The 14,137-nt window shown below is 70.9% G+C and carries 13 protein-coding genes; 2 read left to right on the forward strand and 11 right to left on the reverse strand.

The annotated features are described in order from the left end of the window. Nucleotides 1-60 precede the first annotated feature (60 nt). The gene (locus OHA99_RS13770) at nucleotides 61-1,065 is read left to right on the forward strand and encodes a sigma-70 family RNA polymerase sigma factor (RefSeq protein ID WP_153178252.1); all 1,005 of its coding nucleotides are present in this window, start codon (nucleotides 61-63) and stop codon (nucleotides 1,063-1,065) included. On the opposite strand, the gene OHA99_RS13775 is transcribed toward OHA99_RS13770, so the two are convergent. Continuing rightward, nucleotides 958-1,329, reverse strand: coding sequence for an STAS domain-containing protein (locus OHA99_RS13775; RefSeq protein ID WP_153178253.1), 372 nt, complete (start codon nucleotides 1,327-1,329; stop codon nucleotides 958-960). The genes OHA99_RS13770 and OHA99_RS13775 overlap by 108 nt on opposite strands. A 149-nt stretch (nucleotides 1,330-1,478) precedes the next feature. Here OHA99_RS13775 and OHA99_RS13780 point away from each other — a divergent pair, with 149 nt between their 5' ends. After that, nucleotides 1,479-2,402 (forward strand): AEC family transporter, encoded by a 924-nt coding sequence (locus tag OHA99_RS13780; protein WP_405695943.1) that lies wholly within the window; start codon nucleotides 1,479-1,481, stop codon nucleotides 2,400-2,402. Between the two features lie 6 nt (nucleotides 2,403-2,408). On the opposite strand, the gene OHA99_RS13785 is transcribed toward OHA99_RS13780, so the two are convergent. The 10 genes from OHA99_RS13785 to OHA99_RS13830 form a co-directional block, all read right to left on the reverse strand. Further along, a complete protein-coding gene (locus OHA99_RS13785) occupies nucleotides 2,409-2,993 on the reverse strand; it encodes a Uma2 family endonuclease (protein WP_405695945.1) in 585 nt (194 codons plus the stop codon). Between the two features lie 97 nt (nucleotides 2,994-3,090). Beyond that, nucleotides 3,091-4,368, reverse strand: a complete 1,278-nt coding sequence (locus OHA99_RS13790) for a thymidine phosphorylase (protein WP_405698944.1) — start codon at nucleotides 4,366-4,368, stop codon at nucleotides 3,091-3,093. An 18-nt stretch (nucleotides 4,369-4,386) separates the two neighbouring features. After that, a complete protein-coding gene (locus tag OHA99_RS13795) occupies nucleotides 4,387-4,779 on the reverse strand; it encodes a cytidine deaminase (RefSeq protein ID WP_153178257.1) in 393 nt (130 codons plus the stop codon). Next, complete coding sequence (locus OHA99_RS13800; protein ID WP_153178258.1) at nucleotides 4,776-6,050, reverse strand: ABC transporter permease; 1,275 nt, start codon at nucleotides 6,048-6,050, stop codon at nucleotides 4,776-4,778. The genes OHA99_RS13795 and OHA99_RS13800 overlap by 4 nt, the downstream gene beginning before the upstream one ends. Continuing rightward, a complete protein-coding gene (locus tag OHA99_RS13805; protein ID WP_153178259.1) occupies nucleotides 6,047-7,171 on the reverse strand; it encodes an ABC transporter permease in 1,125 nt (374 codons plus the stop codon). The genes OHA99_RS13800 and OHA99_RS13805 overlap by 4 nt, the downstream gene beginning before the upstream one ends. Then, complete coding sequence (locus OHA99_RS13810; protein WP_405695949.1) at nucleotides 7,171-8,784, reverse strand: ABC transporter ATP-binding protein; 1,614 nt, start codon at nucleotides 8,782-8,784, stop codon at nucleotides 7,171-7,173. Before OHA99_RS13810 ends, OHA99_RS13805 begins: the two co-directional genes overlap by 1 nt. 239 nt (nucleotides 8,785-9,023) lie before the next feature. Then, entirely contained in the window at nucleotides 9,024-10,070 is a 1,047-nt protein-coding gene (locus tag OHA99_RS13815; RefSeq protein WP_405695950.1) for a BMP family protein, read from the reverse strand. 311 nt (nucleotides 10,071-10,381) lie between these two features. Further along, nucleotides 10,382-11,425, reverse strand: coding sequence for a BMP family protein (locus tag OHA99_RS13820; RefSeq protein ID WP_153178262.1), 1,044 nt, complete (start codon nucleotides 11,423-11,425; stop codon nucleotides 10,382-10,384). Nucleotides 11,426-11,561: 136 nt separating this feature from the next. Further along, on the reverse strand, nucleotides 11,562-12,794 hold the full coding sequence (locus OHA99_RS13825; protein WP_153178263.1) for a M20 family metallopeptidase: 1,233 nt from the start codon (nucleotides 12,792-12,794) through the stop codon (nucleotides 11,562-11,564). A 239-nt stretch (nucleotides 12,795-13,033) separates the two neighbouring features. Continuing rightward, nucleotides 13,034-14,101, reverse strand: a complete 1,068-nt coding sequence (locus OHA99_RS13830) for a hypothetical protein (RefSeq protein ID WP_405695953.1) — start codon at nucleotides 14,099-14,101, stop codon at nucleotides 13,034-13,036. Between the last annotated feature and the right edge of the window lie 36 nt (nucleotides 14,102-14,137).

Here is a 14,137-nt window from a genome sequence, read left to right on the forward strand (position 1 = left end):
CCGAAGTGCGAGGCGCGAAGACGCGCACGACGGGACGCCACAGGGGTGGGTGGACGGACGATGACCAACGGCACCGTGACGCCGGAGCTGGACTCGGCGCTGGAGAAGCACCGGCCCGAGCTGACGGGGTACTGCTACCGGATGCTCGGCTCCTCCTTCGAGGCCGAGGACGCGGTGCAGGACACCCTGGTGCGCGCCTGGCGGAGCTACGACAAGTTCGAGGGCCGCTCCAGCCTGCGCTCGTGGCTGTACCGGATCGCGACCAACGTCTGCCTGGACATGCTGACCGCGGGCAACAAGCGGGCGCGCCCGATGGACCTGACGGAGGCGACGCCGCTCGCCCAGGCCGCGCTGTCCCCCCGCCCGGACCACACCTGGCTGGAGCCGATGCCGGACGCCCGCGTGCTGCCGCAGACCGCCGACCCGGCCGAGGCCGCGGTCGCCAAGGAGTCCGTGCGGCTCGCGTTCATGGCCGCCCTGCAACAGCTGCCGCCCAAGCAGCGGGCGGTGCTGATCCTGCGCGAGGTGCTGGCGTGGAGGGCGAGCGAGGTCGCCGAGCTGCTCGGCACGTCGGTCGCCTCCGTGAACAGCGCCCTTCAGCGGGCCCGCGCCACGCTCGCCGAGCGGGAGGACCGGGGGGCCGACGCGGCGGTCTCCGACCCGCTGGACGAGGAGCAGCAGAAGCTCCTGGAGCGCTATGTCGCGGCCTTCGAGGGCTACGACATGACCGCGCTGACGGCCCTCCTGCACGAGGACGCGGTCATGACGATGCCGCCGTTCGACCTGTGGCTGGCCGGTCCGGCGGACATCACCGGCTTCATGTCCACGCTGGGCGCGGCGTGCGCGGGCTCCCGGCTGCTGCGGGTGGAGGCCAACGGGCTGCCCGCCTTCGCGCACTACAAGCCGGACCCGGAGGCGGGCGGTTTCGCGCCGTGGGCGGTGCAGGTGCTGGAGATCTCAGACGGCCGCATCACCGGGTTCCACTGCTTCCTCGACACCAAGCGGTGGTTCCCGCTGTTCGACCTGCCGCTCCGTCTCGAAGCGGAGGCCGACGAGGTCCAGTAGCCCGTGCAGGGCCGGATCGGGGTCGCGCAGCCTGATCCGGCCCCCGGCCCGCCGGGCGGTCAGCTCCAGCCGGGCCAGCAGGTCAACAACGGCGAGCCCCGGGGGGCCGAGGCCGCCGACGTCACAGACGACCACCCCGGCCCGGGTGCTTTCCAGCAGCGCGCGCACCTCGTCGCAGAACCGGGGCGTCTCCCCTCGGGAGACGGGCCCCGGCAGCACGAGTACGGCGGGTGTCACGGCGTCCACGTGCGGTAGACCCGGCATGCGCCGGGAAATCATCGGTGCCGGGGTGGTCGGGGATCACATTGACCTGCGCGGTCCCGCCGACAGAGGCTTCGCTGTATGCCCCACATACCCCGTCCCCCCTCCGCCGCGCCGCCCGGCGCCCGCCCCCTCGTCCGGCAGGGGGTGCCGTGCAGGGGGTGCTGACCGGCTTCGCGGTCATCGCGGTGGTGATCGGGGTGGGCTATGTGCTCGGCCTGCGCGGCCATCTCGGCCCCCAGGGCCGCGAGGTGCTGACCAAGCTCGCCTTCCACGTGGCGTCACCGGCCCTGCTGTTCACGACCCTGGCGACGGCGGACCTGTCGGTGGTCTTCTCCGCCCGGCTGCTGGTGACGGCCCTGTCCACGCTGGCGGTGGCCGGTGCGTTCGTCGCGGTGGGCGTCGTACGCGGCTGGGGCGTGGGCCGTACGACGATCGGCGCGCTCTGCTCCGGCTACGTCAACTCCGGCAACCTCGGCATCCCGATCGCCGTGTACGTCCTGGGTGATGCCTCGCTGGTGGCGCCGGTGCTGCTGTTCCAGCTGGTGCTGGTGACGCCGGTGGCGGTGACGATCCTGGACCTGTCGTCGGGCGGGGGTGCCAAGGGCCCGCTGTGGCGGCTGCTGCTGACGCCGCTGCGCAATCCGATCGCCCTGGGTTCGCTCGCCGGGGTCGCGGTCGCCGCGAGCGGCCTCGAGGTGCCCGACCCGGTCATGGACCCGGTGACGCTGATCGGCAACATGTCGGTCCCCGCGGTGCTGCTGGCCTTCGGCATTGGGCTGTGCGGCTCCACGATGCCGCTGCGGGGCGTGGAACGGCGGCCGGTGCTGCTCGCGGTCGCGCTGAAGGCGGTGGGCCAGCCGACGGTGGCCTGGGCGCTGGCGTCGGGCGTCTTCGGTCTGCGGGGCCCCCAACTCCTCGACGTGGTGGTGACGTCGGCGCTGCCTGCCGCACAGAACCTGTACACGTACGCGTCGACCTACGGGACCGGCGAACGCCTGGCCCGCGACGCGATCCTGGTGTCGACGGTGGTGTCCGTGCCGGTGCTGGTGGGGGTGGCGACGGTTCTGGGGTGACGATCCTCAGTTTGCAGGGAAGGCGCCGGTGTCGACCTCCAGGCCGAAGGGGTCCGGCAGGGTCAACTTCTCGCCGTACTCCACCGACGCCAGGACGCGGTAGGTGCCGTCCTCAGGGACTCCGTACAGCGTGACCGTCGGGCATCCGCTGTGCCAGGGATCCAGAAGAAGGTAGAGGGGGACACCGGCCCTGGCATATCCCCTGACCTTCTTGATCCGGTCGTGGTTGGCATTGCTGCGCGAGGTGACTTCGACGACCAACTCCGCCTCACTCGCATGCACTCTCCTGCCCTGCCGCAACGCCACTCTGGGCACCACGCAGAGATCGGGCTGGAAAACGCCCGCGGTCTCCGGGACCCCCAGCCCCAGAGTCTGGTAGATGCCGCACCCCTCGGGGACAGCGGTGTAGAGGCTGAGTTGCAGCAGTTCGGCGGTGTCGTTGTGCGCTTCGGACGGCGGAGGCGCCACGGTGACGATCCCTTCGATGATCTCCACCTTGCTGCCCTCCGGAGCGTCCGTCTCCTCCAGGACACGGACGATCTCGTCCCAGCCCGCCCCTCCGGGGGTCGGCTCGGCACTGAGTGCGCTCATGGCGGTGTCTCCAATCGGTGCGTCACCGATCCCAGCATGCCGAACGGGACCGGCACTGGTCTACCGGTCCCGTTCACCCGAATGGGGAATCCGCAGGTCAGGCGATACGTTCCCGCACCACCGGCGAGGCGGTGAAGTCCGTGCCGGCCGGGGCGACGTCGTACGCGCCCTCCACCGCCGCGAGGGCGTACGCGAAGCGGTCCGGGGTGTCCGTGTGGAGGGTGAGGAGGGGCTGGCCCTCGGTGACCGTGTCGCCGGGCTTGGCGTGGAGTTCGACGCCCGCGGCGGCCTGCACCGGGTCCTCCTTGCGGGCGCGGCCCGCGCCCAGGCGCCAGGCGGCGACGCCGATGTCGTAGGCGTCGAGGCGGGTCAGGACGCCGGAGGCGCCCGCCTTCACCACGTGCTGCTCCTTCGACGTGGGCAGGGCCGCGTCCGGGTCGCCGCCCTGGGCCGCGATCATGCGGCGCCAGACGTCCATCGCGGAGCCGTCGGCCAGCGCCTTCGCCGGGTCGGCGTCCTTCAGGCCCGCCGCGTCGAGCATCTCGCGGGCCAGGGCGAGGGTCAGCTCGACCACGTCGGAGGGGCCGCCGCCGGCCAGGACCTCGACCGACTCGCGGACCTCCAGGGCGTTGCCCGCGGTGAGACCGAGCGGGGTGGCCATGTCGGTGAGGAGCGCGACCGTCTTCACGCCGTGGTCGGTGCCGAGGCCGACCATCGTGGAGGCCAGCTCGCGGGCGTCCTCGATGGTCTTCATGAAGGCGCCCGAGCCCACCTTCACGTCCAGGACCAGCGAGCCGGTGCCCTCGGCGATCTTCTTGGACATGATGGAGGAGGCGATGAGCGGGATCGCCTCGACCGTGCCCGTGACGTCGCGCAGGGCGTAGAGCTTCTTGTCGGCGGGGGCCAGGCCGTCACCCGCGGCGCAGATCACCGCGCCGGTGGTGTCCAGGACGTTCAGCATCTCCTCGTTGGAGAGGAGCGCGCGCCAGCCGGGGATCGACTCCAGCTTGTCGAGGGTGCCGCCGGTGTGGCCGAGGCCGCGGCCGGAGAGCTGCGGGACGGCCGCACCGCAGGCCGCCACCAGGGGCGCGAGCGGCAGGGTGATCTTGTCGCCGACGCCGCCCGTGGAGTGCTTGTCGGCGGTCGGGCGGGACAGGGACGAGAAGTCCATGCGCTCGCCCGAGGCGATCATCGCGGCCGTCCAGCGGGCGATCTCGCCGCGGTTCATGCCGTTGAGCAGGATCGCCATCGCGAGCGACGCCATCTGCTCGTCGGCGACCTCGCCGCGCGTGTAGGCGTCGATGACCCAGTCGATCTGCTCGCCGGTCAGCTCGCCGCGGTCCCGCTTGGTGCGGATGACGGAGATGACGTCCATGGCCATGTCTGGCTGTCCTTACTTCGTGAGGTGGTCGGGGCCGAAGGCCTGCGGGAGCATCCGGGACAGGGGGAGGATCCCCTCCGGGGTCTCGAGCAGCAGCTCCGGGCCGCCGAACTCGTACAGCAGCTGCCGGCAGCGGCCGCAGGGGACGAGTACCTCGCCCTCGCCGTCGACGCAGACGAAGTGCGTCAGCCGGCCCCCGCCGGTCAGCTGCAACTGGGAGACCAGACCGCACTCGGCGCACAGGCCGATGCCGTAGCTGGCGTTCTCCACGTTGCAGCCGGTGACGGTGCGGCCGTCGTCGACCAGGGCGGCGGCGCCCACGGCGTACCCGGAGTAGGGGGCGTACGCCCGGGACATGGCGTCCCGGGCCGCCCTGCGCAGCTCCGCCCAGTCGGGCCCGGTCACTTGCCCTGGCCCTTGCGGTACTGCATGCCGTTCGCCCTGGGCATCCGCAGCCGTTGCGCGGACAGGGCGAGGACGACGAGGGTGACGACGTACGGCGTGGCGGAGACGACCTGGTTGGGAACCTCGTTGGTGCCGGCGTACCAGGCGAAGACCAGGGCGCCGATGACGAAGGTGATCGCGGCCTTGACGTACTTCTTGCGGATCGCCAGCCAGATGGCGCCGGCGACCAGCAGCAGCGCGCCGAGCAGCAGCAGGGCGTGCACGTTGGCGGAGCCGCCGCGCAGGTTGAGGCTGTCGGTGTAGCCGAAGAGCCCGGCGCCGATGGCGAGGCCGCCCGGCATCCAGTTGCCGAAGATCATCGCGGCGAGGCCGATGTAGCCGCGGCCGCTGGTCTGGCCCTCCAGGTAGAAGGGGTTGGCCACGATGGACAGGAAGACGCCGCCGAGGCCGGCCAGACCGCCGGAGATGATCACGGCCAGGTACTTGTACTTGTAGACGTTGACGCCGAGGGACTCGGCGGCGACCGGGTTCTCGCCGCAGGAGCGCAGACGCAGGCCGAACGGGGTGCGCCACAGGATGTACCAGCTGGCCGGGATCAGCGCGACGGCGATCAGGGTGAGCCAGGAGACGTCGGTGACCAGACCGCCGAGCAGGCCCGCGATGTCCGAGACGAAGAACCAGTGCTGGTCGTTGAGGCTGTCCAGCCAGCCGGACAGGCCCGGGATCGAGAAGTGTCCGAGGGAGTCGACCGGCGGGGACTGCTTGGCGGAGCCGCCCTGGTGGCCCTCGAAGGCGAGCGGGGCGAGGTAGCGGGTGGCGCCGAGGGCGAGGATGTTGATGGCCACGCCGGAGACGATGTGGTTGACGTTGAAGGTGATCGTCACGACGGCGTGCAGCAGGCCGCCGATGCAGCCGCCGACGATGCCGACGAGGACGCCGGTCCACGGCCCCCACTGGAAGCCGGCCCAGGCACCGAACCAGGTGCCGAGGATCATCATGCCCTCGAGGCCGATGTTGACGACGCCCGCGCGCTCGGCCCACAGACCGCCGAGACCGGCGAGGCCGATCGGCACGGCGAGCTGGAGGGCGGTGGACATCTGGCTGACGTTGGTGATGCCGTTGGCGCCGGTGATCAGGCGGACGATCGAGGTCAGCGCCAGGGCTCCGGCGATGACCAGGAGCAGCACGGGCCACGACATGCGGCGGCCGGTCCGTGGTGCGTGCTCCAGCGACGGCTGGTTGACGTCGGTCGCTGTGGTCGGAGCGGTCATCGGCCGGCCACCTCCTTCTTCGAGTTGTCGGTGGCGCCGAGGACGTGACCGGCGGCCAGCTCCGCGCCGACCCGGCGCTGCTGGCGGCGCAGGCCCCACTCGCGGACGGCCTCGTAGGAGACGACGACCGAGAGGACGATCAGGCCCTGCATGATGACCGCGATCTCCTTGTCGAAGCCGTGGTAGTCGAGCTCGGGCGAGGCCTTGTCGAGCCAGGCCCACAGGAGGGCGGCGAAGGCGATGCCGACCGGGCTGTTGCGGCCGAGGAGGGCGATGCCGATGCCGAGGAAGCCGACCCCGGTGGGGAAGTTGAGGTTGTAGGTGTGGGCGTCGCCCATCAGGATCGGCAGGCCCGCGAGACCGGCGAGGGCGCCGGAGATGAGCATCGCGGTGAGCACCATGCGCTTGGGGTCGACGCCGCTGGCCGCCGCCGCCGACTCGGAGGCGCCGGAGGCGCGCAGGTCGAAGCCGAAGCGGGTGCGGTTGAGGACGATCCAGTAGCCGATGCCGAGGAGCGCGGCGAGGATCACCAGGCCGTAGATCTCGCCGGCCGCGCCCATGTCGAAGCCGGGGATCCAGCCGGACTCGTGCATCTCGCCGGTGGTGCTGTTGTTGCCGACCTTGACGCCGAAGACGTCCGGCTTCCACATGTAGACGATGAGCGAGGTGGCGATCGCGTTGAGCATGATCGTCGCGACGACCTCGCTGACGCCGCGGGTCACCTTGAGGACACCGGCGATGCCGGACCAGAAGGCGCCGGTGAGGACGGCGGTCAGCAGCAGCAGCGGGACCTGGAGGAACGCCGGCAGGTTGGCGTGGGCGCCGACGACGGCGGCCATGAAGGCGCCGAGCTGGTACTGGCCGTCCACACCGATGTTGAACAGGTTCATGCGGAAGCCGATGGCCACCGCGAGGGCCGCGATGTAGTACAGCGAGGCCTGGTTGACGATCAGGACCTGGATGTCGGAGAAACCGGCCTGCTCGATCATGAGGGCGAACGGTTCGACCGGGTTCTTGCCCGAGGCGATCAGGACGATCGCGCTGAGCACGAAGGCCACGGCGAGCGCGATGACCGGTCCGGCCACCGCGAGGAGCACGCGCTCCTTGTCGAACTTCTTCATCAGCGGGCCTCGTCTTCCGGAGACTCGGGGGACGCGGGCGCCGCGGGGGGCGCCGCGGACTTCGGGGAGCCGGTCGCGCCGTCCGGGATCTCGGGGTTCTCGTCGTCTTCCAGGTGTCCGGAGGCGGCGCCGGTCATCGCCGAGCCGAGTGCCTCGGGGGTGATGGTGGCCGGGTCGGCGTCCACGACCAGCTTGCCGTCGTAGATCACGCGGAGGGTGTCGGACAGGCCGATCAGCTCGTCCAGGTCGGCGGAGATCAGCAGTACGGCCAGGCCCTCGCGGCGGGCCTCGCGGATGTGGTCCCAGATCGCGGCCTGCGCGCCGACGTCCACACCGCGGGTGGGGTGGGCGGCGATGAGGAAGCGGGGATGGTGGCTCATCTCGCGGCCGACGATCAGCTTCTGCTGGTTGCCGCCGGACAGCGAGGCGGCGGTGACGTCGATGCCGGGGGTGCGGACGTCGTACGTCTCGACGATGCGGCGGGTGTCCTGCTGGGCGTTCTTCAGGTCCAGCCAGACGCCCTTGCTGTTGGGCTTCTCGGTGACGTGGCCGAGGATGCGGTTCTCCCAGAGGGGGGCCTCCAGGAGCAGCCCGTGGCGGTGGCGGTCCTCGGGGATGTAGCCGACGCCCTGCTCGCGGCGCTTGCGGGTGGGCAGCGCGGTGATGTCCTGGTCGAGGAAGCGGATGGAGCCGGAGTCGGCGTGGCGCAGGCCGATGAGCGCGTCGACCAGTTCGGTCTGGCCGTTGCCCTCGACACCGGCGATGCCCAGCACCTCGCCGGCGTGGATGGTGAAGGAGATGTCGTCGAGCAGGGCCTTGCCGCTCGGCGCGGCCAGGCGCAGCGTGTCGACGGTGAGGACCGGGCGGTCGGTGACCGTGGACTCGGCCGTCTCGGGGGTGGGCAGTTCGCTGCCGACCATCAGCTCGGCGAGCTGGCGGGGCGTCGTCCCGGCGGGGACGGCCGTGCCGACCGTCGTACCGCGCCGGATGACGGTGATCTCGTCGGCGACGGAGAGGACCTCGCCCAGCTTGTGGGAGATGAAGATGACGGACAGGCCCTCGGCCTTCAGCTCGCGGAGGTTGTCGAAGAGGGCGTCCACCTCCTGCGGCACCAGGACGGCCGTGGGCTCGTCGAGGATCAGCGTGCGGGCGCCGCGGTAGAGGACCTTGAGGATCTCCACGCGCTGGCGAGCGGCGACGCCGAGCTCCTCGACCAGGAGGTCGGGGCGCACGCCGAGGCCGTACCGCTCGGAGAGTTCCTTGATCTTCCGGCGGGCCCTGGCGCCGATGCCGTACAGCTTCTCGCTGCCGAGGACCACGTTCTCGAGGACCGTGAGGTTGTCGGCGAGCATGAAGTGCTGGTGGACCATGCCGATGCCGCGGGCGATGGCGTCGGCGGGCGAGGAGAAGGAGACCTGCTCGCCGTCGACCGCGATGGTGCCCTCGTCCGGCTTCTGCATGCCGTAGAGGATCTTCATCAGCGTCGACTTGCCGGCGCCGTTCTCGCCGACGAGGGCGTGGACGGTGCCCTTGCGGACGGTGAGGTGGATGTCGTGGTTGGCCACGACTCCGGGGAAACGCTTGGTGATCCCGGCGAGTTCGACGGCGGTCACCGGTTCGTTGACCGCCGCTCCGGCCGGAGGGCTGCTGGACGCGTTGATGGCGCACTCTCCTGGGGACGGGGGCCGTCTACGCGCGTAGCGCCCCTACGGCATCTAAAAGCGGCGGCGGCGCATCGACGCGACGGGGTACGGGGAGGACGACTCTCGGGCCGCTCTTCCCGTACCCCGCCGCGCGGCGCAACCGGCGCGGTTACACGCTGTTCGAGGTGTTGCAGGTGCTACTCAGCCGTTCAGCTGCTCTTGACCTTGATCTCGCCGCTGATGATCTTCTCCTTGGCCGTCTTGATGGCTGCCTGGAGCTCGGCGTCGTCCGCGAACTTCGGGTTGGAGTCCGAGAGACCGACCTCGCCGGACTTCAGATCGCCCCGAACGATACCGGTCTCCGGCTTGCCGTCCTCGACCGACTTCGCGAGGTTGTACACCGCCGACGCGACGTCCTTCGTGGCCGAAGTCAGGATGTAGTCCTTGTACTTGGCGAGGGCTTCCTGCTTGTACTGGTCGGAGTCGACGCCGATCGCCCAGATCTTGTTGGCGGCGGCGGCCTCGATCACGCCCTGGCCGGAGAGACCGGCCGCCGCGTAGACGACGTCGGCCTTCTTCTCGATCTGGCCCGAGGCGGCGGTCTTGCCCTTGTCGGGGCTGGCGAAGCCGCCCTCCTCCGCGGTCTGGGTGAGGTACTGCGAGATCACCTTGACCTTGGGGTTGGTGTCCTTGACGCCCTGCTCGTAGCCGGCCTGGAACTTGTGGATCAGCGGGATGTTCACACCGCCCACGAAGCCGACCGTGTTGGTCTTGGTGCTCTTGGCGGCGGCAACACCGGCGAGGTACGAGGCCTCCTCTTCGTTGAAGACCAGGTCGGCCACGTTCTTCGCCTCGATCGTGGCGTCGTCCACGATGCCGAAGGTGGTGTCGGGGTACTTCTCCGCGGCGGCCTTCAGGGGCGCCGCGTACGCGTAGCCGACACCGACGACGGGGTTGTAGCCCTGCTTGGCCAGCGAGACGAGCCGCTGCTCCTTGTCGGCGTCCGTCTCACCGTCGGTGGGCTCGACGTCGGCCGTCTCGTAGCCGAACTCCTTCTTGGCCTGCTCCAGACCTCGGTACGCGGCGTCGTTGAAGGACTGGTCGCCCTTGCCGCCGACGTCGTACGCGATGGCGAGGCCCTTGTCCCCCTTGGACTCCGAACCGGAGTCGGTCGAGGTACCACCGCAGGCGGCGAGGGCGAGGGCCAGGGAGGCGGTCGCTGCGCCTGCGACCGTGATCCGGGAAATCCGGCGCATGTCTGGTGCTCCTGTCGTACAAGCGCCGGGGACGGTTCGGCTGCGGCGCTGGCTTCGCCGCAGATTAACGCGCGTAGACCTGCCTGAAAACCCCTTCTGTCCACCTTGTTATCCGCCCGTGAGCAAGGTGACGCGTATGGGGGTACGGGGCTTGCCGGAAGCGAACGGGGGGTGGCGGAGTGTGACGCCCGGGGCTCGGCGGGGCGGGGTGCGGAGCGTGCGCCGGGGCGCCGGTGCGGCGGGCATGCGGAAGCGGACGGGTGCCCGGGGGCGCCCGTCCGCTTCGTGGGTTCTGTGCCCTGCCGTCGCGGCTACTCCGTGGCGACCTTGATGGAACCGTCGACGATGCCCGTCTTGGCCTTCTCCACGGCCTCCTTGGCGCCCGGGATCCCGGCGAACTTCGGGTTGCTGTCGGACAGGCCCACGCCGTCGGACTTCAGGTCGAAGGTGTGGGTGCCGGTGAGCGGCTTGCCGTCCTCGACGGACTTGGCCAGGGCGTAGACCGCGCCGTCGATGTCCTTGAGGGCGGAGGTCAGGATGGAGTCCTTGTACTTGGCGAGGGCTTCCTGCTTGTACTGGTCGGAGTCGACACCGATCGCCCAGACCTTCGCCTTGGCGGCGGCCTCGATCACGCCCTGGCCGGAGAGACCGGCCGCCGCGTACACGACGTCGGCCTTCTTCTCGATCTGGCCCTCGGCGGCGGCCTTGCCCTTGTCGGGGCTGGCGAACCCGCCCTCCTCCGCGGTCTGCGTGAGGTACTGCGAGATCACCTTGACCTTGGGGTTGGTGTCCTTGACGCCCTGCTCGTAGCCGGCCTGGAACTTGTGGATCAGCGGGACGTTCACGCCGCCCACGAAGCCGACCGTGTTGGTCTTGGTGGCCTTGGCCGCGGTGACACCGGCCAGGTAGGACGCCTCGTTCTCGGCGAAGACGAGGGAGGCCACGTTCTTGCCCTCGACCACGGAGTCGACGATGCCGAAGGTGGTGTCCGGGTACTTGGCGGCGACGGCCTTCATCGCCGTGCCGTAGGCGAAGCCGACGCCGATCACCGGGTTGTAGCCCTGCTTGGCCAGCGAGGACAGCCGCTGCTCCTTGTCGGCGTCCGTCTCGCCGTCGGTGGGCTCGATGTCGGCGGTCGTGTAGCCGAACTCCTTCTTGGCCTGCTCCAGACCCCGGTACGCGGCGTCGTTGAAGGACTGGTCGCCCTTGCCGCCGACGTCGTACGCGATGGCGAGGCCCTTGTCGTCACCGCCGCCGTCGTCGCCCTCGCTGCTGGTACCGCCGCAGGCCGTGGCGGCGAGCGCGAGCGACGCGACCCCCACCGCGACACGGATCAGTCTTGATGTCCGACGCATCTGAAGTTCCCCATTCTCCAAAGCCCCGCAGCGGGCGCTCGGTTCGGCGCACATTAACGCGCGTAGAACCTCCTGGGAACGGGGTTGCGCGGCGCCGTTATCCATTCGTGCCGCTGGCCGGATACCGCCGGTACGGCTACTGCACCGCGTCGATGAGCGCCGCCGCGGTGAACATCTCCACGCCGACCGTGATGGCGTGCTCGTCCACGTCGAAGTCGCCCTGGTGGAGGTCGCGGACGGTGCGTTCGCCGGGTGGGCGGACGCCGAGGCGGGCCATGGCGCCGGGCACGTGCTCCAGGTACCAGGAGAAGTCCTCGCCGCCCAGGCTCTGCTCGGTGCCCTCGACGGCGTCGGTGCCGCGCCGGGCGACCATGGCGGCCTGGAGCAGTTCGGTGCTGGTGACCTCGTTGACGACCGGGGGGACGCCGCGGACGTAGGTGATCTCGGACTTGGCCCGGTACAGGTTGGCGATCTCGTCGATGGCGCCCATCACCAGGTCGGGCGCCTGCCGCCAGGCGTCGAGGTCGAGGCAGCGCACGGTCCCGGCGAGTTCGGCGTGCTGCGGGATGACGTTCGGGGCGTGGCCGGACTCGATCCGCCCCCAGGTCAGGGCGAGCCCGCTGCGGCTGTCCACGCGCCGGGCGACGAGCGAGGGCACGTCGGTGGCGACGCGGGCGGCGGCCGTGACCAGGTCGGTGGTGAGGTGGGGGCGGGCGGTGTGGCCGCCGGGGCCGTTGAGGGCGATCTCCATGCGGTCGCAGGCGGAGGTGATGGGGCCGACCCTGAGCCCGATCTTCCCGGCGTCCACCCGCGGGTCGCAGTGCACGGCGAGGATGCGGCGCACCCCGTCGAGCGCGCCGCCCTCGATGGCGTCGGCGGCGCCGCCGGGCAGCACCTCCTCGGCGGGCTGGAAGACCAGCCGTACCGGCCGGGGCAGCAGGCCCTGCTCGTGCAGGGCGGCGAGGACGAGGCCGGTGCCGAGGACGACGGTGGTGTGCACGTCGTGCCCGCAGGCGTGCGCGCGGTCCGGCACCTGCGAGCGGTACGCGCAGTCGGCCTTGGTGTCCGGGATGGGCAGGGCGTCGATGTCGGCCCGCAGGGCGAGCATGCGCGGCCCGCCGGACCACTGTCCGGAGTCGGTGCCGATGTCGCAGACGAGTCCGGTGCCGATGGGCAGCACGCGCGGCCTGAGCCCGGCCCGCTCCAGCCGTTCCTTGATCGCGGCGGTGGTGCGGAACTCCTGGTTGCCCAGCTCGGGGTGCATGTGGAGGTCGCGGCGGAAGGCCACGAGCTCCGCGCGCAGCGCGTCCGGCAAGGTGCCGGGCAGCACGGATTCACCGGGAGTGCCGGCCTCGGTCTCTGGGGACATCAACACGTTCACCCTTTGCAGCGTAGGGCTCCCGGGCGATCGATGGACCCACGATCAACAAAATTCAGCCCGTTAGGGGGAGAAAACTCGGCCGCCCTACGCATAGCCGTCGTCTTGCTTGGGTAAACTGGGCCGCCTTTTCGACCGAGCCGATCATGAGATCACCGGGAGTGGTCCGACCGCTCCACGGCACCCGTCCTCTTCCTCACGGTTACCACGCGTGGCCTGCTCCACGCGCCCTAGCCCGTGCCCGCCACCGCCGAGAGCCGGTGCACGTCCCGTGCGGAGCCCGTGACTCCGTTCAGGAATCCGCGGGCCCGGGGGGAGGCCGTTTCGGTGAGCCAGGCGGGGTCGATGTCGCAGACGGCGACGCGGACCTCGGTGCCGGCGAGGGCCAGCGGCAGGGTGTGGACGACGGTGGAGGGGAAGCTGAGGACGGTGCGGCCGATCGGGCCGCGGCGGGCGATCAGCTCCAGGGGGAGGTCGGGGCGGACGATCTGCAGGCCGGTCTCCACGGCCAGCCGGTGCAGCTTCTCGGCGCTCTCGCGGCGGTGGGCGAAGTAGCGGGCGGCCCCGTGGGTCCGCGCCAGGGTGTGTACGGCGGCCACGTAGCGGTCGGCGTCGACGACGCCGGTCTCCACCAGGGAGGTGCCGACCATGTCGGCGCCCTTGGTGATGCGGGGCGGGCCGAAGCGGTCCCTGGTCCAGGCGAAGTCGTTCGCGGTGACGGTGACGCCTTCGGGGACGTCCTCGATGGGCATGGAGGAGAAGACCGAGACCTGCCGGTCGGGGGTCGGGGTGAGGCGCTGGCGGGCGGACCGGGAGACGGGGGCGAAGATCAGGTCGCGCGGGCCGGGGCGGCTGCCCTTGCGGTGCCAGCGCACCAGGCGTTCGCCGTGCGCCAGCTGGGTGACGAACTCCATCGTGGCCGTGCCGTCGTCGACGACGACCAGGTCGTGGGCGCGGGTGATGGTGAGGAGCAGTTGGACGTAGCGGGAGAACGGGTCGCCCATGACGATCCGGTCGGCCTGGCGCAGCGCGGTGGTCAGGCCGCCGACCGTGCGGAAGGGGGCGGTGGCGCCGCCGCGCGCCTCCTCCCAGCGGATCTCGTGGCCCTCCTTGCGGGCCAGTTCCGCCATGCGGCGCAGCTGGCCGCGGGTCATCGGGTCGACGGGTGAGAGGACCACGAGGGTGAGCTCCGCGCCGGGTGCGCGGGTGTGCGCCCACTCCAGCACGTTCAGCAGTTGTACCGGGCTCTCGACGAAGGCGAGGGTACGGGGGCCGGCGTTCCCGGCGCGGGGGCTCATCGGTGGGGTCCGTCCCGTGGTGAGTGACTCGGTGGC

Origin of the sequence: Streptomyces coelicoflavus, assembly GCF_045041415.1 — a bacterium.
Lineage (GTDB): Bacteria > Actinomycetota > Actinomycetes > Streptomycetales > Streptomycetaceae > Streptomyces > Streptomyces coelicoflavus.

Excerpts from the sequence above, each read along its gene's own strand:
- OHA99_RS13770 (WP_153178252.1), top strand. The coding sequence starts at position 61 with ATGACCAACGGCACCGTGACGCCGGAGCTGGACTCGGCGCTGGAGAAG.
- OHA99_RS13775 (WP_153178253.1), bottom strand. The coding sequence starts at position 1,329 with ATGCCGGGTCTACCGCACGTGGACGCCGTGACACCCGCCGTACTCGTG.
- OHA99_RS13785 (WP_405695945.1), bottom strand. The coding sequence starts at position 2,993 with ATGAGCGCACTCAGTGCCGAGCCGACCCCCGGAGGGGCGGGCTGGGAC.
- OHA99_RS13790 (WP_405698944.1), bottom strand. The coding sequence starts at position 4,368 with ATGGACGTCATCTCCGTCATCCGCACCAAGCGGGACCGCGGCGAGCTG.
- OHA99_RS13800 (WP_153178258.1), bottom strand. The coding sequence starts at position 6,050 with ATGACCGCTCCGACCACAGCGACCGACGTCAACCAGCCGTCGCTGGAG.
- OHA99_RS13805 (WP_153178259.1), bottom strand. The coding sequence starts at position 7,171 with ATGAAGAAGTTCGACAAGGAGCGCGTGCTCCTCGCGGTGGCCGGACCG.
- OHA99_RS13815 (WP_405695950.1), bottom strand. The coding sequence starts at position 10,070 with ATGCGCCGGATTTCCCGGATCACGGTCGCAGGCGCAGCGACCGCCTCC.
- OHA99_RS13820 (WP_153178262.1), bottom strand. The coding sequence starts at position 11,425 with ATGCGTCGGACATCAAGACTGATCCGTGTCGCGGTGGGGGTCGCGTCG.
- OHA99_RS13825 (WP_153178263.1), bottom strand. The coding sequence starts at position 12,794 with ATGTCCCCAGAGACCGAGGCCGGCACTCCCGGTGAATCCGTGCTGCCC.
- OHA99_RS13830 (WP_405695953.1), bottom strand. The coding sequence starts at position 14,101 with ATGAGCCCCCGCGCCGGGAACGCCGGCCCCCGTACCCTCGCCTTCGTC.